The 17,535-nt window shown below is 66.4% G+C and carries 12 protein-coding genes; 8 read left to right on the top strand and 4 right to left on the bottom strand.

The window, feature by feature from the left end; translation table 11 throughout:
- The first annotated feature begins 187 nt into the window (after window positions 1–187).
- The 6 genes from recC to CC207_RS03415 all read left to right on the top strand — a co-directional run bounded on the left by recC (window position 188) and on the right by CC207_RS03415 (window position 11,824).
- Complete coding sequence (gene recC / locus CC207_RS03390) at window positions 188–3,667, top strand: exodeoxyribonuclease V subunit gamma (protein WP_088851592.1); 3,480 nt, start codon at window positions 188–190, stop codon at window positions 3,665–3,667.
- On the top strand, window positions 3,664–7,335 hold the full coding sequence (gene recB / locus CC207_RS03395; protein WP_088851593.1) for an exodeoxyribonuclease V subunit beta: 3,672 nt from the start codon (window positions 3,664–3,666) through the stop codon (window positions 7,333–7,335). Before recC ends, recB begins: the two co-directional genes overlap by 4 nt.
- Window positions 7,332–9,407, top strand: a complete 2,076-nt coding sequence (gene recD, locus CC207_RS03400) for an exodeoxyribonuclease V subunit alpha (RefSeq protein ID WP_062362149.1) — start codon at window positions 7,332–7,334, stop codon at window positions 9,405–9,407. The genes recB and recD overlap by 4 nt, the downstream gene beginning before the upstream one ends.
- Before the next feature lie 69 nt (window positions 9,408–9,476).
- Window positions 9,477–10,052, top strand: coding sequence for a YfiR family protein (locus CC207_RS03405; protein ID WP_028691308.1), 576 nt, complete (start codon window positions 9,477–9,479; stop codon window positions 10,050–10,052).
- On the top strand, window positions 10,049–11,320 hold the full coding sequence (locus tag CC207_RS03410; protein WP_028691309.1) for a diguanylate cyclase domain-containing protein: 1,272 nt from the start codon (window positions 10,049–10,051) through the stop codon (window positions 11,318–11,320). Before CC207_RS03405 ends, CC207_RS03410 begins: the two co-directional genes overlap by 4 nt.
- A gap of 3 nt (window positions 11,321–11,323) precedes the next feature.
- Window positions 11,324–11,824: an OmpA family protein gene (locus CC207_RS03415; protein WP_028691310.1), complete on the top strand. Its 501-nt coding sequence runs from the start codon at window positions 11,324–11,326 to the stop codon at window positions 11,822–11,824.
- 38 nt (window positions 11,825–11,862) lie between these two features.
- On the opposite strand, the gene CC207_RS03420 is transcribed toward CC207_RS03415, so the two are convergent.
- Entirely contained in the window at window positions 11,863–12,813 is a 951-nt protein-coding gene (locus CC207_RS03420) for a LysR family transcriptional regulator (protein ID WP_028691311.1), read from the bottom strand.
- 131 nt (window positions 12,814–12,944) lie between these two features.
- Between CC207_RS03420 and CC207_RS03425 the strand changes: the two genes are divergently transcribed.
- Both CC207_RS03425 and mmsB read left to right on the top strand, forming a co-directional pair.
- On the top strand, window positions 12,945–14,471 hold the full coding sequence (locus tag CC207_RS03425) for a CoA-acylating methylmalonate-semialdehyde dehydrogenase (protein ID WP_028691312.1): 1,527 nt from the start codon (window positions 12,945–12,947) through the stop codon (window positions 14,469–14,471).
- A gap of 10 nt (window positions 14,472–14,481) precedes the next feature.
- Window positions 14,482–15,372, top strand: coding sequence for a 3-hydroxyisobutyrate dehydrogenase (gene mmsB / locus CC207_RS03430; RefSeq protein WP_028691313.1), 891 nt, complete (start codon window positions 14,482–14,484; stop codon window positions 15,370–15,372).
- A 116-nt stretch (window positions 15,373–15,488) separates the two neighbouring features.
- Here the strand turns inward: mmsB and CC207_RS03435 are convergent, their stop codons facing one another.
- The 3 genes from CC207_RS03435 to CC207_RS03445 form a co-directional block, all read right to left on the bottom strand.
- Complete coding sequence (locus CC207_RS03435) at window positions 15,489–15,833, bottom strand: cupin domain-containing protein (RefSeq protein ID WP_023631693.1); 345 nt, start codon at window positions 15,831–15,833, stop codon at window positions 15,489–15,491.
- Between the two features lie 140 nt (window positions 15,834–15,973).
- Window positions 15,974–16,906 carry a phosphatidate cytidylyltransferase gene (locus CC207_RS03440; RefSeq protein ID WP_069017061.1) on the bottom strand — a complete coding sequence of 311 codons (933 nt, stop codon included), beginning with the start codon at window positions 16,904–16,906 and terminating at the stop codon, window positions 15,974–15,976.
- 1 nt (window position 16,907) lies between these two features.
- Window positions 16,908–17,531 (bottom strand): 1-acyl-sn-glycerol-3-phosphate acyltransferase, encoded by a 624-nt coding sequence (locus CC207_RS03445; RefSeq protein WP_062362143.1) that lies wholly within the window; start codon window positions 17,529–17,531, stop codon window positions 16,908–16,910.
- Between the last annotated feature and the right edge of the window lie 4 nt (window positions 17,532–17,535).

The raw sequence follows: 17,535 nt of genomic DNA on the forward strand, positions 1-17,535 counted from the left end.
GGGCTTCCCCATGTGAGAGTAGGTCATCGTCAAGATTCATTTCGCAAAACCCCTATCTGCGCGAGCAGGTAGGGGTTTTGTCTTTTCCGCTTGCCCAAAAGCCAATGCCGTTCCGACAGGGGGAACGTGTCGGCTGCCTCCGTGATAAGGTTTCTCCTCTGCATCAACCGCTCCCCGAGACCAGCCAATGCCCCAGACCACCTCACTTCACCCAGGCTTCATGATCGTTCAGGGCAACCGCCTGGACGACCTGCGCAATCTGGTGGTGAGCGTGATGCGCCGTTACCCCCTGGCGCCGCTGGAAAACGAAATCGCCCTGGTGCAGAGCAACGGTATCGCCCAATGGCTGAAACTGGCCTTGGCCGAGGACCCACAGGACGACGATCAGGGCGGTTGCGGGATCGCAGCCGCCATCGATGTGCAGCTTCCGGGTAGCTTCATGTGGCAGCTGTACCGTCGCGTGCTGGGACGCGACGAAATCCCCGAGGTGTCACTGCTGGACAAGGCGCCCCTGACCTGGCGCCTGATGCGCCTGCTCCCGGAAGTGATCGAACGCCCGCACTTCGAGCCCCTGCGCCGCTTCCTTACCGATGACAGCGACCTGCGCAAGCGCTATCAGTTGGCCGAGCGCCTTGCCGACCTGTTCGACCAGTACCAGGTCTACCGTGCCGACTGGCTGAAGGACTGGGCAAGTGGTGCCCATGTGCTCAACACCGCACGGGGTGAGCGCAAGCCGCTGGCCGCCGGCAATCGCTGGCAGGCCGAGCTGTGGCGGATTCTGCTGGAAGACGTGGGCGAGGCGGGCATGGCCCAGAGCCGGGCCGGGGTGCATCAACGTTTCATCGAGCGGATCAACGGCCTGGAACAGGCCCCCGCCGGGCTGCCGGCGCGGCTGATCGTGTTCGGCATTTCGTCGCTGCCTGCCCAGATCCTCGAGGCTTTGGCAGGTCTTGCCCGCTTCAGCCAGGTGTTGCTGTGCGTGCACAACCCCTGCCGCCACCACTGGGGCGATATCGTCGCCGACAAGGACCTGCTGCGACACCAGTACAAGCGTCAGCAACGTAAGCAGGGCATGCCCCTGCAATTGGACGACGAGCTGCTGCACCAACATGCACACCCGTTGTTGGCCGCTTGGGGCAAGCAGGGGCGCGACTACATCAACCTGCTCGACAGCTACGACGATCCCGGCAGTTACCAGGGCGTGTTCAGCGACGGACGCATCGACCTGTTCAGTGAAGGTGAACCGAAGACCCTGCTCAACCAGCTGCAGGACGATATCCTCGAGTTGCGCCCCCTGGCCGAGACCCGCGAGCAGTGGCCGGCGGTCGACCCGGCCAAGGACCGCTCCGTACGTTTCCACCTGGCCCACAGTCCGCAGCGCGAAGTGGAAATCCTGCACGATCAGTTGCTGGCCCGCTTCAGTGCCGACCCCACGCTGCGGCCTCGCGACGTCATTGTCATGCTGCCGGCTATCGACACCTACGCACCGCATATCCGTGCCGTATTCGGCCAGCTCGACCGCAACGATCCGCGCTACATCCCGTTCACCCTGACCGACCAGGGCCAGCGTGGCCGCGACCCACTGCTGATCGCCCTGGAGCATCTGCTCAAGCTGCCCGACAGCCGTTTCGCCGTCAGCGAAGTGCTCGACCTGCTGGACGTGCCGGCAGTGCGCGCCCGCTTCGCCATTCAGGAAAGCGACCTTCCAACCCTGCACCGCTGGATCGAAGGCGCCGGTATCCGTTGGGGGTTGAGCGCCGAGCAACGCGCCAGCCTTGGCCTGCCCGAGGGTCTTGAGCAGAACAGTTGGCGCTTCGGCCTGCGGCGCATGCTGTTGGGGTACGCAGTCGGCGTGGGCGAAGGCTGTGACGGTATCGAGCCGTACGATGAGATCGGCGGCCTCGACGCCGCGCTGATCGGCCCGTTGGTGGCGTTGCTCGATGCTCTGGACATTGCCTGCCAGGCGCTCTCACAGCCGGCCTCGGCGACGGATTGGGGGGCACGACTGCATGCGTTGCTGCAGATCTTCTTCCTGGCCGAAAACGAGCATGACGAACTGCTCCTGGTACAGCTGCAGGACCTGAGCGACACCTGGCTGGAAACCTGCGACGCGGTCGGCCTGCACGATTTGCTGCCACTGACCGTGGTGCGCGAAGCCTGGCTGTCCGGGCTGGACCAGGGCAAGTTGTCCCAGCGCTTCCTGGCCGGCTCGGTGAACTTCTGCACGCTGATGCCCATGCGCGCCATCCCGTTCAGGGTGGTCTGCCTGCTGGGCATGAACGACGGTGACTACCCACGTGCCCAGCCGCCCCTCGACTTCGACCTGATGGCCAGCGACTACCGACCAGGGGACCGTTCGCGTCGGGAGGATGACCGTTATCTGTTGCTCGAGGCCTTGCTCTCTGCACGTGACCAGCTTTATGTCAGCTGGGTCGGGCACAGCATCCGCGACAACAGCGAGCGACCGTCCTCGGTGCTGATCGGGCAGTTGCGCGATCACCTGGCCGCCGGCTGGCAGCTCGCCGGCGCCAAGACCGGCCAACGCGACGACCCTGGGCAGCAGCTGTTGCATGCCCTGACCCAGGAGCACCCATTGCAGCCGTTCAGCCAGCGCTACTTCCAGAAGGGCAGCCCGTTGTTCAGCTTCGCCCATGAATGGTTGGCGTTGCACCAGGCCGAGGACGAAGCGCAAGTGCCTGTCGCACTGTCGCCCTACACCAGCGATGAGCCGCTCAACCTGGTGCAGCTTCAGGACTTCCTGCGCCATCCGGTCCGGCATTTCTTCAGCCAGCGCCTGAAAGTGTTCTTCGAGGCCCTGGAGGCACCGACCCCGGACGAAGAACCCTTCGTGCTGGACGCTCTGCAACGCTATGGCCTGAGCGAAAGCCTGCTTGGCGCCGCGCTGGCCGATCCGGACAACGCCGAGCGGGCGTTGCAGGCCCAGGCCCGACGTCTCCAGGCCTGCGGGATGTTGCCGCTGGCAGGCTTCGGCGAAGCCTTGCAGGCCGAGTTGATTCAGCCGCTGCCGGACTTGCTGCAACGCCATCGGCAACTGCTGCAGCGCTGGCCAACCCGGGTCGAGGGCGCCATGCCGATCCATTTCGAACAGGGGCCGCTGCGCTTGGAGGGCTGGCTTGGCCAGGTGTACCAGGCCGAGGACCAGAGCCTGTTGAGCATCGCCACCGTGCCTAATACCCTCAGTGCTGGACGCAACAGCCTGAAGTGGCACCGGCTGGTGCCGACCTGGGTGATGCACCTTGCTGCCTGTGCTTCTGGCTACCCGTTGCACAGCGCGCTGGTGGCCAGTGACCTGACCCTGTTGTTGGCCCCGTTGCCTCAGGGCGAGGCGGCAGAGCGCCTGGGCGAACTGCTGGTGGCACGCCAGGCGGGTATGAACGCGCCCTTGCCGGTGGCGGCCAAGACCGCCTTCGCCTGGCTGGCCCAGGAGGACCCGGACAAGGCGACGGCCGCCGCGATCCGCGCCTATGAGGGTGACGGCCAGAACAACTTCGGCGAGCGCAGCGAAAGCCTGGCCCTGGCCCGCCAGTATCGTGACTTCGCCGCGCTGGCCCTCGACGAAACCTTCGAAGGCTGGTGCGAAGCCTTGTATCGCCCCTTGTTCGCAGCGCCCTGGCAGACCCTGGGTAACCCGGAGAACGCCCAATGACCCAAGCCCGCCCCCTGGCGCTGAGTTTCCCCCTGCACGGCAGCCAACTGATCGAAGCCAGCGCCGGCACCGGCAAGACGTTCACCATATCGGCCTTGTACCTGCGTCTGATACTCGGCCATGGCGGCGAGCAGGGTTTCAGCCGCGAGCTGCTGCCACCGCAGATCCTCGTGGTGACCTTCACCGACGCGGCCACCAAGGAGCTGCGCGAGCGCATTCGCGCGCGCCTGGCCGAGGCGGCGCGTTTCTTCCGCGGCGAGCTGGACGGTGCCGACCCGCTGCTGCATCTGCTGCGCGACGATTACCCACAGGAGCAATGGCCACGCTGCGCCAGCCGCCTTGAGATCGCCGTGCAGTGGATGGACGAGGCCGCTGTCTCGACCATCCACGGCTGGTGCCAGCGCATGCTGCGCGAGCACGCCTTCGACAGTGGCAGCCTGTTCACCCAGAGCCTGGAGACCGATCACAGCGAACTGCTGGGCCAGGTCATGCGCGACTACTGGCGGCGCTTCTGCTACGGCATGTGCGGCGAGTCACTGGCCTGGGTGCGTGGCAACTGGGGCAGCCCCGATGCCTTGTTGCCGAGGATCAGACCGCTGTTTGGCCGTGTCCGTGGCCAGGAGGACGAGCAAGACCCGCAGTCGTTGATCGAGGCGACCCTGCGCCAGCGCACCGAGCAATTGGCCCAACTCAAGGCGCCTTGGGGCGCCTGGGCCGACGAGCTGCAGCAGATCTGCCGCGATGCCGTGGCGGCCAAGCAGGCCGACGGGCGCAAGTTGCAGGCACGCTATTTCGAGCCCTGGTTCGACAAGCTGCGGGCCTGGGCCGGTGATGAGCAGGCCATGGAACTGGACCTGGGCACCGGCTTCACCCGTCTGACGCCCGCCGGCCTGGCCGAGGCCTGGAAGTCCGGCGAGCCGCCGCAACACCCGGCGCTGCGGGCCATGGAGTCCTTGCGCGAGCAGTTGCAGGGGCTGGCCAGCCCCGACGCACGGTTGCTGGAGCATGCCGCCGCCTGGGTATCGGCGCGCTTCGAGGTGGAGAAACGTCGCCGCGCCGAAATGGGCTTCGACGACATGTTGCTGCGCCTGGAACATGCCCTGGGCAGCGACTCCGGTCAGCGCCTGGCCGCGTTGATCCGTGAGCAGTTCCCGGTCGCGTTGATCGACGAGTTCCAGGACACCGACCCCGTCCAGTACGGGATCTTCGAGCGCATCTACCGCATCACCGAGAACAACCCGGACACCGGCTTGTTCATGATCGGCGACCCCAAGCAGGCGATCTATGCCTTCCGTGGCGCCGACATCTTCACCTACCTGGCCGCGCGCCGTGCCACCGCCGGGCGCCTGCACAGCCTGGACACCAACTACCGCTCCAGCCAGGCCATGGTCGCGGCGGTCAACCGGGTGTTCCTGCAGGCCGAGGAACGCGCCGAGGGCCGTGGCGCCTTCCTGTTCCGTGCCCAGGGCGACAACCCGCTGCCCTTCGTCGAAGTGCGCGCCAAGGGTCGTGGCGAGCAACTGCTGATCGCCGGGCAGCCCAGCGCGGCCCTGCATTGCTGGCAGCTGGAGAGCGACGAGCCGGTGTCCAGCACAACGTATCGCCAGCAACTGGCGGCCAGTTGCGCCAGCCATATCGTCGAGCTGCTCGAAGGTGGTCAGCAAGGCGTCAGCGGTTTCGCCGATGCCGCCGGCAAGCTGCGACCCTGCTTGCCTTCCGATATCGCCATCCTGGTGCGCGACGGTCGCGAGGCCCAGCTGGTCCGCGCCGAGTTGGCGGCTCGCGATGTGCGCAGCGTATACCTGTCGGACAAGGATTCGGTGTTCGCCGCCCAGGAGGCCCATGACCTGCTGGCCTGGCTCAAGGCCTGCGCCGAGCCGGACTCGGAGCGCATGCTCAAGGCCGCCCTGGCCAGCCTGACCCTCGACCTGCCGCTTATCGAACTGGAGCGCCTGAACCAGGATGAGCGGGTCTGGGAAAACTGGGTTATGCGTTTTCGCCGCTACCGCGACATCTGGCAACGCCAGGGCGTGCTGCCGATGCTGCGGCGCCTGCTGCACGACTTCCAGCTGCCGCGGGCGCTGATGGGCCGCAGCGACGGCGAGCGGGTGCTGACCAACCTGTTGCACCTGGCTGAACTGCTGCAGCAGGCCGCCGGTGAGCTGGATGGCGAGCAGGCGCTGATCCGTCATCTCACCGAGCACCTGGCCAACGCAGGGCAAGCCGGAGAAGAGCAGATCCTGCGCCTGGAAAGCGACGAGCAACTGGTCAAGGTGGTGACCATCCACAAGTCCAAGGGCCTGGAATACCCCTTGGTGTACCTGCCGTTCATCTGCACCAGCAAGCCGGTGGATGGCCAGCGCCTGCCTCTGGGCTGGCACGACGACCAGGGCGTGGCGCACCTGACCCTGACCCCGAATGCCGAGCAGATCGAGCGCGCCGACGACGAACGCCTGGCCGAGGACCTGCGTCTGCTCTACGTCGCCCTGACCCGTGCCCAGCATGCCTGCTGGCTGGGCGTTGCCGACCTCAAGCGCGGCACCCAGCGCAGTTCGCAGTTGCATCGTTCGGCCTTGGGCTACCTGCTGGGTGGCGGCCTGTCGTTGGCGGCTTCCAGCCAGCTGGGCGAATGGCTCGCCACCCTGGCGGCCGGTAATCCGGCCATCACCCATGGTCCGCTGCCTGAGGTTCAGGCCCTGTGCTACCGCACGCCGGACAGCCAGCGCGAGCTGCTGCCGCCGCGCAAGCCTCGTCGGGCCGCTGCGGAACACTGGTGGATCGCCTCGTACAGTGCCTTGCGGGTGGGCGACCAGACCCTGGTCGCCGACAGCTCCCAGGCCCAGCAATTGCTGGACGACGAGGTGCTGGACAGCCAGTCGCTGCGTGAGGTGCCGGCCGAGGCGGGCGATATCCACCGCTTCCCCCGTGGGCCGAATCCGGGCACTTTCCTCCACGGCCTGCTCGAATGGGCGGGGCGCGAAGGGTTCGCCGAGGTCGCCGCCCAAGGGCCGGTGATCGAACGCACCGTGGGCCAGCGCTGCAACCGACGCGACTGGACAGGCTGGATTCCCACGCTGACCCAATGGCTGCAGCAACTGCTGGTCCAGCCCATGCCGTTGCAAGGGGCCACCTTGACCCTCGCAGGCCTCGAGCGCTACCAGGTCGAAATGGAGTTCTGGTTCGCCAGCCATCAGGTCGACGCGGTGCGCCTCGACCATCTGGTGGCGCGCCACACCCACGTTGGAATGACGCGGGCGGCCGCCCAGCCGACCGTGCTCAACGGCATGTTCAAGGGCTTCATCGACCTAGCCTTCGAACTCGACGGGCGCTACTACGTGGCCGACTACAAGTCCAACTGGCTCGGCCCCGACGCCGAGGCCTACGGCGCTCTGGCCATGGAGCAGGCAATCCTCGAGCACCGTTACGACCTGCAGTACGTGCTCTACCTGCTGGCCCTGCATCGCCAGCTGCGCGCGCGCCTGCCCGACTACGACTACGACCGGCATGTCGGCGGTGCCGTGTTCATCTTCCTGCGTGGGGTCACCTCGGCCGGCCACGGGCTGTATCATGCGCGGCCTCCCCGGGCGCTGATCGAACAGCTCGACGCGATGTTCCGGGGGGAGCAAGAACCCGCCCAACAGGACCTGTTTGCCGGAGCCACGCCATGAGCCGCAACCTCGACGACCTGCTGCCCACGCCCTTGCAGGCCGAGCACCTGAGCGCCCTGGCGCCGCTGCGCCACAGCCAGGACTTGCTGGCATTGCTCGATCGCTGGGTCGAGCGCGGCTGGCTGCGGGCTTTGGACCGGGCTTTCGTGAGTTTCCTCGAGGAGCGGGCGCCGGGCAGCGATCCGCTGGTGCTGCTGGCCGCCGCCTTGGCCAGCCACCAGCTGGGTCATGGCCATGTCTGCCTCGACCTGCAACAGACCCTCGCCGAGCCGGACTTCGCCCTGTCCCTGCCACCGGAAGGCGATGCCCTGGCCGGGCCGTTGCTGCTGCCTTCGCAGCTGCTGGCCAGCCTCGAGCTGGGCACTTGGTTGCAACGGATCGCCGAGAGTCCCCTGGTTGCTGCAGGCGATACCGTCGAGCAGCGTGCCAGGCCACTGGTGGTCAGCGGCGAGCGCCTGTACCTGCGCCGCTACTGGACCTACGAGCGGCGCATCGACAATGCCCTGCATGAGCGCCTGGCGCGCCTTCAGCCTCAGCCGGCCGACCTGGCACTACGTCTGTCGCAACTGTTCGAAGGTGGCTCGAGCGCAGGCGAGGTGGATTGGCAGAAACTGGCCTGCGCCCTGGCCACTCGTGCCGGCTTCAGTGTCATCACCGGCGGCCCCGGGACCGGCAAGACCACCACCGTGGTACGCCTGCTGGCGCTGTTGCAGGGGCCTGCGGTCGAACAAGGCCGGCCGCTGCGCATCCGCCTGGCGGCGCCGACCGGCAAGGCCGCGGCGCGCCTCACCGAGTCCATCGGCCAGCAGGTGGAGCGCTTGCAGATGGATGGCGCGGTGCGGGCGCAGATCCCCACCGAGGTCAGCACCGTGCACCGCCTGCTGGGCAGCCGCCCGGGTTCGCGGCACTTCCGCCATCATGCCGGCAACCCGTTGCCCCTGGATGTGCTGGTAGTCGACGAAGCCTCGATGATCGACCTGGAGATGATGGCCAACCTGCTCGATGCCCTGCCGGCCAATGCGCGGCTGGTGCTGCTGGGCGACAAGGACCAGCTCGCTTCGGTGGAGGCCGGAGCGGTGCTTGGCGACCTGTGCCGCGACGCCGAGGATGGCGGCTACTGGCCGCAGACCCTGGCCTGGCTGGAGCAGGTGGGCGGACAGTCGCTCGCCGACATCGGCCTGAGGCCGGGCGACGGCCAGCGCAATCCGTTGGCCCAGCAGATCGTGATGCTGCGCCACTCGCGGCGTTTCGGCGAAGGCAGCGGCATCGGCCAGTTGGCGCGCCTGGTCAATCGCCAGCAAGCCCTGGAGGCGCGAGCGCTGCTGGCGACCCGACCGGCGGATGTCCATTGCCTGACCCTGGGCGGCGAGCACGACAAACGCTTCGACCGCCTGCTGCTCGATGGCCTCAACCAAGGCCCCGAGGGGCCACAAGGGTATCGCGGCTACCTGCGAACCATCGGTCGCCTGCGCCCGCCGCCAGGCACGCCAGGCGACGATCCGCGCTGGGAGCGCTGGGCGGCCGAGGTGCTGCAGAGCTTCGAGGCGTTCCAGTTGCTCTGTGCCGTGCGCAAGGGCGCCTGGGGCGTCGAAGGCCTCAACGAGCGGGTCGCCCGGGTGCTGCACAACGCCGGGCTGATCGACAGCCAGCAACCCTGGTACGAGGGGCGTCCGGTACTGGTCACCCGCAACGACTATGGCCTCGGCCTGATGAACGGCGATATCGGCATCGCCCTGCGCCTGCCGGACGAGCAGGGCGAGGCGCTGCTGCGCGTGGCTTTTCCGCGCAACGATGGCAGCGGTGGGGTGCGTTTCGTACTGCCCAGCCGTCTCAGCGAGGTGGAAACGGTGTTCGCCATGACCGTGCACAAGTCCCAGGGCTCGGAATTCAGCCATACCGCGCTGGTGCTGCCCGACGCGCTGAACCCGGTGCTGACCAAGGAACTGGTGTACACCGGCATCACCCGCGCCAAGCATTGCTTCAGCCTCATCGAGCCGCGCGCCGGGGTGTTCGAGGAGGCGGTGGGGCGCAAGGTCCGGCGGGTCTCGGGGTTGATGCTGGAGCAAGTCTGACTCTGGAGTTTGCCGCCGATATGCTATCGTTGCGGCATTATCCGCAAACATTTTGTGAGATTTCCCCCCATGACAGTGGCTGTCTCGGCCCTGGGACGCGTGAAGGGCTGTGCGCTCTCGTTGCTGATGGCCATGCTGTTGTCGAACGGCGCGCCCGCCTGGGCGGACAATGCCGTATCGCAGGCGCAGGTGAAGCTACGGGCCAAGGCCGTGACCCAGGTCGTGCTGGGCATCCTCAGCTACGCCCGCTGGCCTGCCGACCCCAATCCCTTGCGCCTGTGCCTGGTCGGCCCGACCGAATACGCCGACGACCTGATCAAGGGCAACCTGCAGCAGTCCGGGCAACCCCTGCAGGTGCGCCGCCTGCTCGCCGACGATCCGAGCGTGGCCAGTGCCTGCGACGCCATCTACCTCGGCAAGCTCGACAAACAGCAACGTGAGCGATTGTTCCAGCGGATCAACGGCCACCCGGTGCTGAGCATCAGCGAGGCCGACGATCCGTGCACGGTGGGTAGCCTGTTCTGCCTGCGGGTCGGCGATCAGCAGGTGGCGTTCGACGTCAACCTCGACTCAGTGGCACGCAGTGGCGTGCGCATTCACCCTAGCGTGCTGCAATTGTCGCGACGGCGGGCGGGGCAGCCATGAAACGTTCAGCCAGGCGCTTCAGCCGGCCGACCCTGCGCGCCGTGCTCGGGCGGGGACACCTGAGCGTGGCCTTGCTGGCCGCGGGCCTGGCCGGGGTGCTGGTGACCCTGCTCGGGGTGGCGGCGCTGCGCGTCTATGCCAACCACAACCTGCACCTGATCGCCCGCTCCATCAACTACACCGTCGAGGCCGCCGTGGTCTTCGACGACAGTGCCGCGGCCAACGAGGCCCTGGCGCTGATCGCGTCCACCGAAGAAGTGGCCGACGCCAAGGTGTACGACAACGATGGCGACCTGCTCGCCCACTGGCAACGCGACGAGCAGGGGGTAATGGCGCAGTTGCAGTCCCAGGTGGCGCGCAGCCTGCTGGAGGAACCGATCAACATGCCGGTGCAGCACATGGGCCAGCGGGTCGGCCATATCGAGCTGACCGGGCAGGGTGGCAGCCTGGTGCGCTTCCTGCTCAGCGGGCTGGTGGGCATCCTGGTGTGCACGGTGCTCAGCGCGGTGCTGGCGCTGTACCTGTCGCGACGCCTGTTCGGCGATATCATCCGCCCCTTGCGTAACCTGGCCAGCGTTGCCCACGCCGCGCGGCGCGAGCGCAGTTTCGACCGGCGGGTGCCGCAGACCCAAATCGCCGAGCTCAACGAGCTGGGCAATGACTTCAATGCCCTGCTCGATGAGCTGGAGGTCTGGCAGAGCCATTTGCAGAGCGAGAACGAAAGCCTCGCCCACCAGGCCAGCCATGACAGCCTCACCGGCCTGCCCAACCGAGCGTTCTTCGAAGGGCGGCTGAGCCGCAGCCTGCGCAATGCCGCACGTACCGAAGACCATCTGGCGCTGTTGTTCCTCGACAGCGACCACTTCAAGCAGATCAACGACAGCCTCGGCCATGCGGTGGGGGACGAAGTGCTGATCAGCGTGGCCAGCCGCGTGCGTGCGCAACTGCGCGAGCATGACCTGGTGGCGCGCCTGGGCGGCGACGAGTTTGCCGTGCTGCTGACCCCGCTGCACTCGCGCGAGGATGCCCAGCGCATCGCCGAGAAGATTGTCGCCAGCATGAAGCTGCCGGTGCAGCTTGAGGATGGCACCAGCCTGACCACCTCGCTGAGCGTCGGTATCGCCTATTACCCGGACGATGGCCGTGACCCGGCCAGTCTGCTCAATGCCGCCGATGCGGCGATGTACCAGGCCAAGCGCAATCGCCGTGGCCATTGGCAAGTGGCGCAGACGGAACGCTGCGCCACTGATGCAAAGAACAGGAGCTGAACCGTGACCAAGCGTTTTTCCGTGCTGCGTTTCCCGTTAATCACCCTGCTGCTGGCGCTACTGGCTCTGGCCGGCTGCCAGAGCGTGCCGCCCAAGGGGCTGACCCCCGAGCAGGTCGCCGTGCTCAAGCGCGAGGGCTTCGCCCCGACCGACGAGGGTTGGGCGTTCGACCTGTCCGGCAAGGTGCTGTTCGGCAGTGACCTGGACAGCCTCAACAGCGCCAGCGAGTCGATCGTCGAGCGTATCGGCAAGGCGCTGCTGTCGGTGGATATCCAGCGTGTGCGCATCGATGGCCATGCCGACGCCTCGGGCAAGGCCGCCTACAACCAGCAGCTCTCCGAGCGCCGTGCCCAGAGCGTGGCCAAGGCGTTGATCGGCATCGGCATGCAGCCGCAGAACATCCAGACCCGCGGCATGGGCAGCAGCCAGCCGGTGGCGGACAACCGCACCGCGGCAGGGCGCATGGAGAATCGGCGGGTGTCGATCGTGGTGGCGTCGGACTGAGTGCTGCATGCCATCCATTGCGGGGCAAGCCCTCAAGTTCAACCCTGGGCGAATTTCATCTCGCGGGTTTCGCCCATCAGCAACGGCGCATTGGCCTCGGTCACCTCGCGAATGTAATCCCATAGCAGGGTGATCCGCTTGAGCTTGCGCAGATCCTCCCGGCAGTACATCCAGAACTGCCGCGTCACCTCGATCTCCTCCGGTAGCAGCGTCACCAGTCGCGGATCCTGCGCCGCCAGGAAGCACGGCAGGATCGCCAGCCCGCGTCCCTGCAAGGCCGCCGTGTACTGGGCGATCACGCTGGTGCTGCGCAGGTGCGCGTTGGCGTTGGGGATCAGGTTGGCCAGGTACAGCAGCTCCGAGCTGAACGCTAGGTCGTCCACGTAGCTGATGAACGGATGGCGGCCCAGGTCGGCGATCTCGCGGATCGGCTCGTGGTTGTCCAGATAGTCCTGGGTCGCATACAGGCGCAGGCGGTAGTCGCACAGCTTGCAGCACACATAAGGCCCATGTTCCGGACGTTCCAGGGCGATGACGATATCGGCCTCGCGTTTGGACAGGCTGATGAAGTGCGGCAGCGGCAGGATATCCACCGAGATCGCCGGCCAGGCATCGACGAAGTGGCTCAGTTGCGCAGTGACGAAGAAGCTGCCAAAGCCTTCGGTGCAGCCCATGCGCACATGCCCCGACAATGCCACGCCCGAACCCGAGACCTGCTCGCAGGCCATGTGCAGGGTGCTCTCGATCGACTCGGCATAGCCCAGCAGGCGCTGGCCCTCGGCGGTGAGGACGAAGCCGTTGGTCCGTGATTTTTCGAACAGCAAAGTGCCCAGCGCCCCTTCCAGTGAACCGATGCGCCGCGACACCGTGGTGTAGTCCACGGCCAGGCGCTTGGCCGCACTGCTGGCCTTGCGGGTGCGCGCCACCTCAAGAAAGAACTTGAGGTCGTCCCAGTTCAGCGCGCTCAGGGAGGTGAGGTCTTTTTGCATGATGATCCGGTTTTTTTGTGCATTCTTGTTGGATGTTTGCACATCTATACTCGAACTCAGCCCCTGAGCGCCACCCCGTTCGCTGCGGCGTAGGCGTCCTCGTTCCGACAATAATTCCAAGGAGAGCGCAGATGAACGCACCCCAGACGCCCGACCAGACCAAGGTCGAGCAGGTCAAGCTGCTGATCGACGGCCAATGGGTCGAGTCCAAGACCACCGAATGGCGCGACATCGTCAATCCGGCGACCCAGCAAGTGCTGGCGCGGGTGCCGTTCGCCACCGTCGAGGAAGTCAACGCCGCCGTGGCCGCCGCCGAGCGCGCCTTCAAGACCTGGCGCGACACCCCGATCGGCGCGCGCATGCGCATCATGCTCAAGCTGCAGGCGCTGATCCGCGAACACAGCAAGCGCATCGCCGTGACCCTCAGCGCCGAACAGGGCAAGACCCTCGCCGACGCCGAGGGCGATATCTTCCGTGGCCTGGAGGTGGTCGAGCACGCCGCCTCCATCGGCACCCTGCAGATGGGCGAGTTCGCCGAGAACGTCGCCGGCGGTGTCGACACCTACACCCTGCGCCAGCCGATCGGCGTGTGCGCCGGCATCACCCCGTTCAACTTCCCGGCGATGATCCCGCTGTGGATGTTCCCGATGGCCATCGTCTGCGGCAACACCTTCGTGCTCAAGCCGTCCGAGCAGGACCCGCTGTCGACCATGATGCTGGTCGAGCTGGCGCTGGAAGCCGGCATCCCGGCCGGCGTGCTCAACGTGGTGCACGGCGGCAAGCAGGTGGTCGACACGATCTGCACCCACCAGGACATCAAGGCGATCTCGTTCGTTGGCTCGACCGAAGTCGGCACCCACGTCTACAACCTGGGCAGCCAGCACGGCAAGCGCGTGCAGTCGATGATGGGCGCCAAGAACCATGCCGTGGTGCTGCCCGACGCCAACCGCACCCAGACCATCAACGCCCTGGTCGGCGCCGCCTTCGGCGCGGCCGGCCAGCGCTGCATGGCCACCTCCGTGGCGGTGCTGGTGGGCAAGGCCCGCGAATGGCTGCCGGATATCAAGGAAGCGGCGAGCAAGCTCAAGGTCAACGCCGGCAACGAGCCGGGCACCGATGTCGGCCCGGTGGTTTCCAAGCGTGCCAAGGAGCGTGTGCTGGGCCTGATCGAAAGCGGCATCAAGGAAGGCGCCAAGCTCGAACTGGACGGCCGCGATGTGAAGGTGCCGGGCTACGAGCAGGGCAACTTCGTCGGCCCGACCCTGTTCTCCGGGGTGAAGACCGACATGCAGGTCTACACCCAGGAAATCTTCGGCCCGGTGCTGGTGACCCTGGAGGTCGACACCCTCGACGAGGCCATCGCCCTGGTCAACGCCAACCCGTTCGGCAACGGCACCGGCCTGTTCACCCAGAGCGGCGCGGCGGCGCGCAAGTTCCAGAGCGAGATCGATATCGGCCAGGTCGGCATCAACATCCCGATCCCGGTGCCGGTGCCGTTCTTCAGCTTCACCGGTTCCCGTGGCTCCAAGCTCGGCGACCTCGGCCCGTACGGCAAGCAGGTGGTGCAGTTCTACACTCAGACCAAGACCGTCACCGCCCGCTGGTTCGACGACGACAGCGTCAATGACGGTGTGAACACCACCATCAGCCTGCGCTAAGGAGAACGCCATGCGTATCGCTTTCATCGGCCTGGGCAACATGGGCGCGCCCATGGCCCGCAACCTGATCAAGGCCGGGCACCAACTGAACTTGTTCGACCTGAACAAGACCGTGCTGGCCGAACTCGCGGAGCTGGGTGGCCAGGTCAGCACGTCACCCAAGGACGCAGCCGCCAACAGCGAGCTGGTGATCACCATGCTGCCGGCCGCCGCCCATGTGCGCGGCGTGTACCTGGATGAAGAAACCGGCGTGCTGGCTGGCATCCGCCCCGGCACTCCGACCGTGGACTGCAGCACCATCGACCCGCAGACCGCCCGTGAGGTCTCCAAGGCTGCAGCGGCCAAGGGTATCGACATGGGCGATGCGCCGGTTTCCGGTGGTACCGGCGGCGCGGCGGCCGGCACCCTGACCTTCATGGTCGGCGCCAGCGCAGAGCTGTTCGCCACGCTCAAGCCGGTGCTGGAGCAGATGGGCCGCAATATCGTGCACTGCGGCGAGGTCGGTACCGGCCAGATCGCCAAAATCTGCAACAACCTGCTGCTGGGCATCTCGATGATCGGTGTGTCCGAGGCCATGGCCCTGGGCAATGCGCTGGGCATCGACACCAAGGTGTTGGCCGGCATCATCAACAGCTCCACCGGGCGTTGCTGGAGTTCGGATACCTACAACCCATGGCCGGGCATCATCGAGACCGCCCCGGCTTCGCGCGGCTACACCGGCGGCTTCGGTGCCGAGCTGATGCTCAAGGACCTGGGGCTGGCCACCGAGGCCGCGCGCCAGGCGCACCAGCCGGTGATCCTCGGCGCCGTGGCCCAGCAGCTGTACCAGGCCATGAGCCTGCGCGGCGAAGGCGGCAAGGATTTCTCGGCGATCGTCGAGGGGTACCGCAAGAAGGATTGACGAGCGAGTGGACTTGATCGCGGGCCGGGTGGCCCTTCCCCTTGTAACTGCGCACCTTGGGGAAGGGACATCGGGTTCGCGATTTTTTTTGCAAACTGTGTGAGCGTGGGAGCGGGTCAGGCGAAGACGAAGTACTTGCGCACCGTCTCGACCACTTCCCAGGTCCCCTTCATCCCCGGTTCGATCACGAACACATCACCTGCTTTGAGGTGTTTCGGCTCCTCGCCTTCCGGGGTGACGATGCAATAGCCATCGAGGAAATGGCAGTACTCCCACTTTTCATAGTTGACCTCGAACTTGCCCGGCGTGCAGATCCAGGTGCCCATGATCTTGCTGCCGTCGGCTGACAGGTAGGCATTGAGGTTGACGGTGTGCGGGTCGCCGCCGATGCGCTTCCACTTGGTCGCGTCGACCACCGGGGTCGGGCAGGTTTCGCGCAGGACGGTGATGAAATCGGACATGGCGTGGCTCCAGGCAACAAGTGAGATGACGCGTCACCATAGAGTCATCACCAGACGGGCAGTTGCCTGGGCTCGACGCCCAGCTGTCTGCCCGCGCAATGTCAGGGCTCGGGCCTTGCAGGTTGTGGACTGTCAGTGGCTCACGCCCACCAGTAACGCACGAAGTGGAAGAACACCGGCGCGGCGAAACACACCGAGTCCATGCGATCGAGCATGCCGCCGTGGCCTTCGATCATATGGCCCCAGTCCTTCACGCCGCGGTCGCGCTTGATCGCCGACATCACCAGCCCGCCGAAGAAGCCCATGGCATTGACAGTCAAGGCCATCAGCGCCGCCTGCCAGAAGGTGAACGGGGTGATCCAGCACAGCAGGGCGCCGACCAGGGTGGCCAGCGCCACACCGCCGGCCAGGCCTTCGACGGTCTTCGACGGCGACAGGTTCGGCGCCACCTTGCGCTTGCCGAACAGCTTGCCGCACACGTACTGCAGCACGTCGCTGATCTGCACCACCAGGATCAGCCAGGCGATCAGCAGCAGGTTGCGACCCTCGTAGCCGGGAATGTCCAGGGTCATCAACGCCGGCACCGACGACACGCAGTACACCGCGATCATCAGGCCCCACTGTACCTTGGAGGCGCGCTCGAGGAAGCGCGTGGTGTCGCCGCCGAAGCTGGCCAGGATCGGCAGCAACAGGAACAGGTACACCGGGATGAAGATGCTGAACAGCCCGTACCAGTCCATGGCGATCAGCAGGTACTGCACCGGCAGCGCCACATAGAAAGCCGCCACCAGCGCCGGGTAGTCGCTGCGTCGGGTCGGGGTGAGGGTCATGAACTCGCGCAGGGCATAGAACGACACGCCGTAGAACAGCACGATCACGCCGTACTTGCCGAACAGGAAGGCGATGCCGATCACCAGCACCATCACCCACCAGGCGTTGATGCGCGCGTTGAGGTTGTCGATCACTGCGTGCGGCGCGGGGCCGGCGCGCCATTTGAGCAGACGGCCGATCAGGCTGGCGAGCAGCAGCAGGGCGCCGATGCCGGCGAACAGCGACAGGGTGTTGTGATCCATCTCAGGCTTCCTTCGGGGCCAGGTTCAGCAGGGCCTGGCGGGCCCGCTCGAGAAAGGCGTGCTTGCCCTCGTCCGGTTGCAGGTGCAGCGGCTCGCCGAAGCTCAGGGTGCACAGCAGTGGCAGCGGTAGGGCGCGGCCCTTGGGCATGACCCGGTTGAGGTTGGCGATCCACACCGGCACCAGCTCGACCTGCGGGTTGGCCGAGGCCAGGTGGAACAGGCCGCTCTTGAATGGCAGCAACGGGTCGTCGGTCAGGTTGCGCGTGCCCTCCGGGAAGAAGATCAGCGAGTCGCCCTGGGCGAAGGCCTCGAGCACCGGTTGCAGCGGGTTGCCCTCGCTTGCGCCGTGCTGGCGGTCGATCAGCACGCCGTTGAACACCTGGCGGATCAGGAAGTCGCGGATGCCCGGCTTGCACCAGTAGTCGGCGCCCGCCACGGGGCGGGTGCGGCGGCGCAGCGGCTCGGGCAGCGCGGCCCACAGCAGCACGAAGTCGCCATGGCTGCTGTGGTTGGCGAAGTACAGGCGCTGTACCGGCTGCGGCGTGCAGCCCAGCCACAAGGCGCGGGCGCCGGTGATCAGGCGGGCGGCGGAGGTGATGACGAAGGCAGTCAGGCTGGCGAGCATGGCA

The sequence above is a fragment of the Pseudomonas sp. DrBHI1 genome (assembly GCF_002205115.1).
In the GTDB taxonomy this organism is placed as follows: Bacteria; Pseudomonadota; Gammaproteobacteria; order Pseudomonadales; family Pseudomonadaceae; genus Aquipseudomonas; species Aquipseudomonas mosselii.

Coding starts and splice junctions, on each gene's coding strand:
- recC (WP_088851592.1), top strand. CDS start 188: ATGCCCCAGACCACCTCACTTCACCCAGGCTTCATGATCGTTCAGGGC.
- recB (WP_088851593.1), top strand. CDS start 3,664: ATGACCCAAGCCCGCCCCCTGGCGCTGAGTTTCCCCCTGCACGGCAGC.
- recD (WP_062362149.1), top strand. CDS start 7,332: ATGAGCCGCAACCTCGACGACCTGCTGCCCACGCCCTTGCAGGCCGAG.
- CC207_RS03405 (WP_028691308.1), top strand. CDS start 9,477: ATGACAGTGGCTGTCTCGGCCCTGGGACGCGTGAAGGGCTGTGCGCTC.
- CC207_RS03410 (WP_028691309.1), top strand. CDS start 10,049: ATGAAACGTTCAGCCAGGCGCTTCAGCCGGCCGACCCTGCGCGCCGTG.
- CC207_RS03420 (WP_028691311.1), bottom strand. CDS start 12,813: ATGCAAAAAGACCTCACCTCCCTGAGCGCGCTGAACTGGGACGACCTC.
- CC207_RS03425 (WP_028691312.1), top strand. CDS start 12,945: ATGAACGCACCCCAGACGCCCGACCAGACCAAGGTCGAGCAGGTCAAG.
- mmsB (WP_028691313.1), top strand. CDS start 14,482: ATGCGTATCGCTTTCATCGGCCTGGGCAACATGGGCGCGCCCATGGCC.
- CC207_RS03435 (WP_023631693.1), bottom strand. CDS start 15,833: ATGTCCGATTTCATCACCGTCCTGCGCGAAACCTGCCCGACCCCGGTG.
- CC207_RS03440 (WP_069017061.1), bottom strand. CDS start 16,906: ATGGATCACAACACCCTGTCGCTGTTCGCCGGCATCGGCGCCCTGCTG.
- CC207_RS03445 (WP_062362143.1), bottom strand. CDS start 17,531: ATGCTCGCCAGCCTGACTGCCTTCGTCATCACCTCCGCCGCCCGCCTG.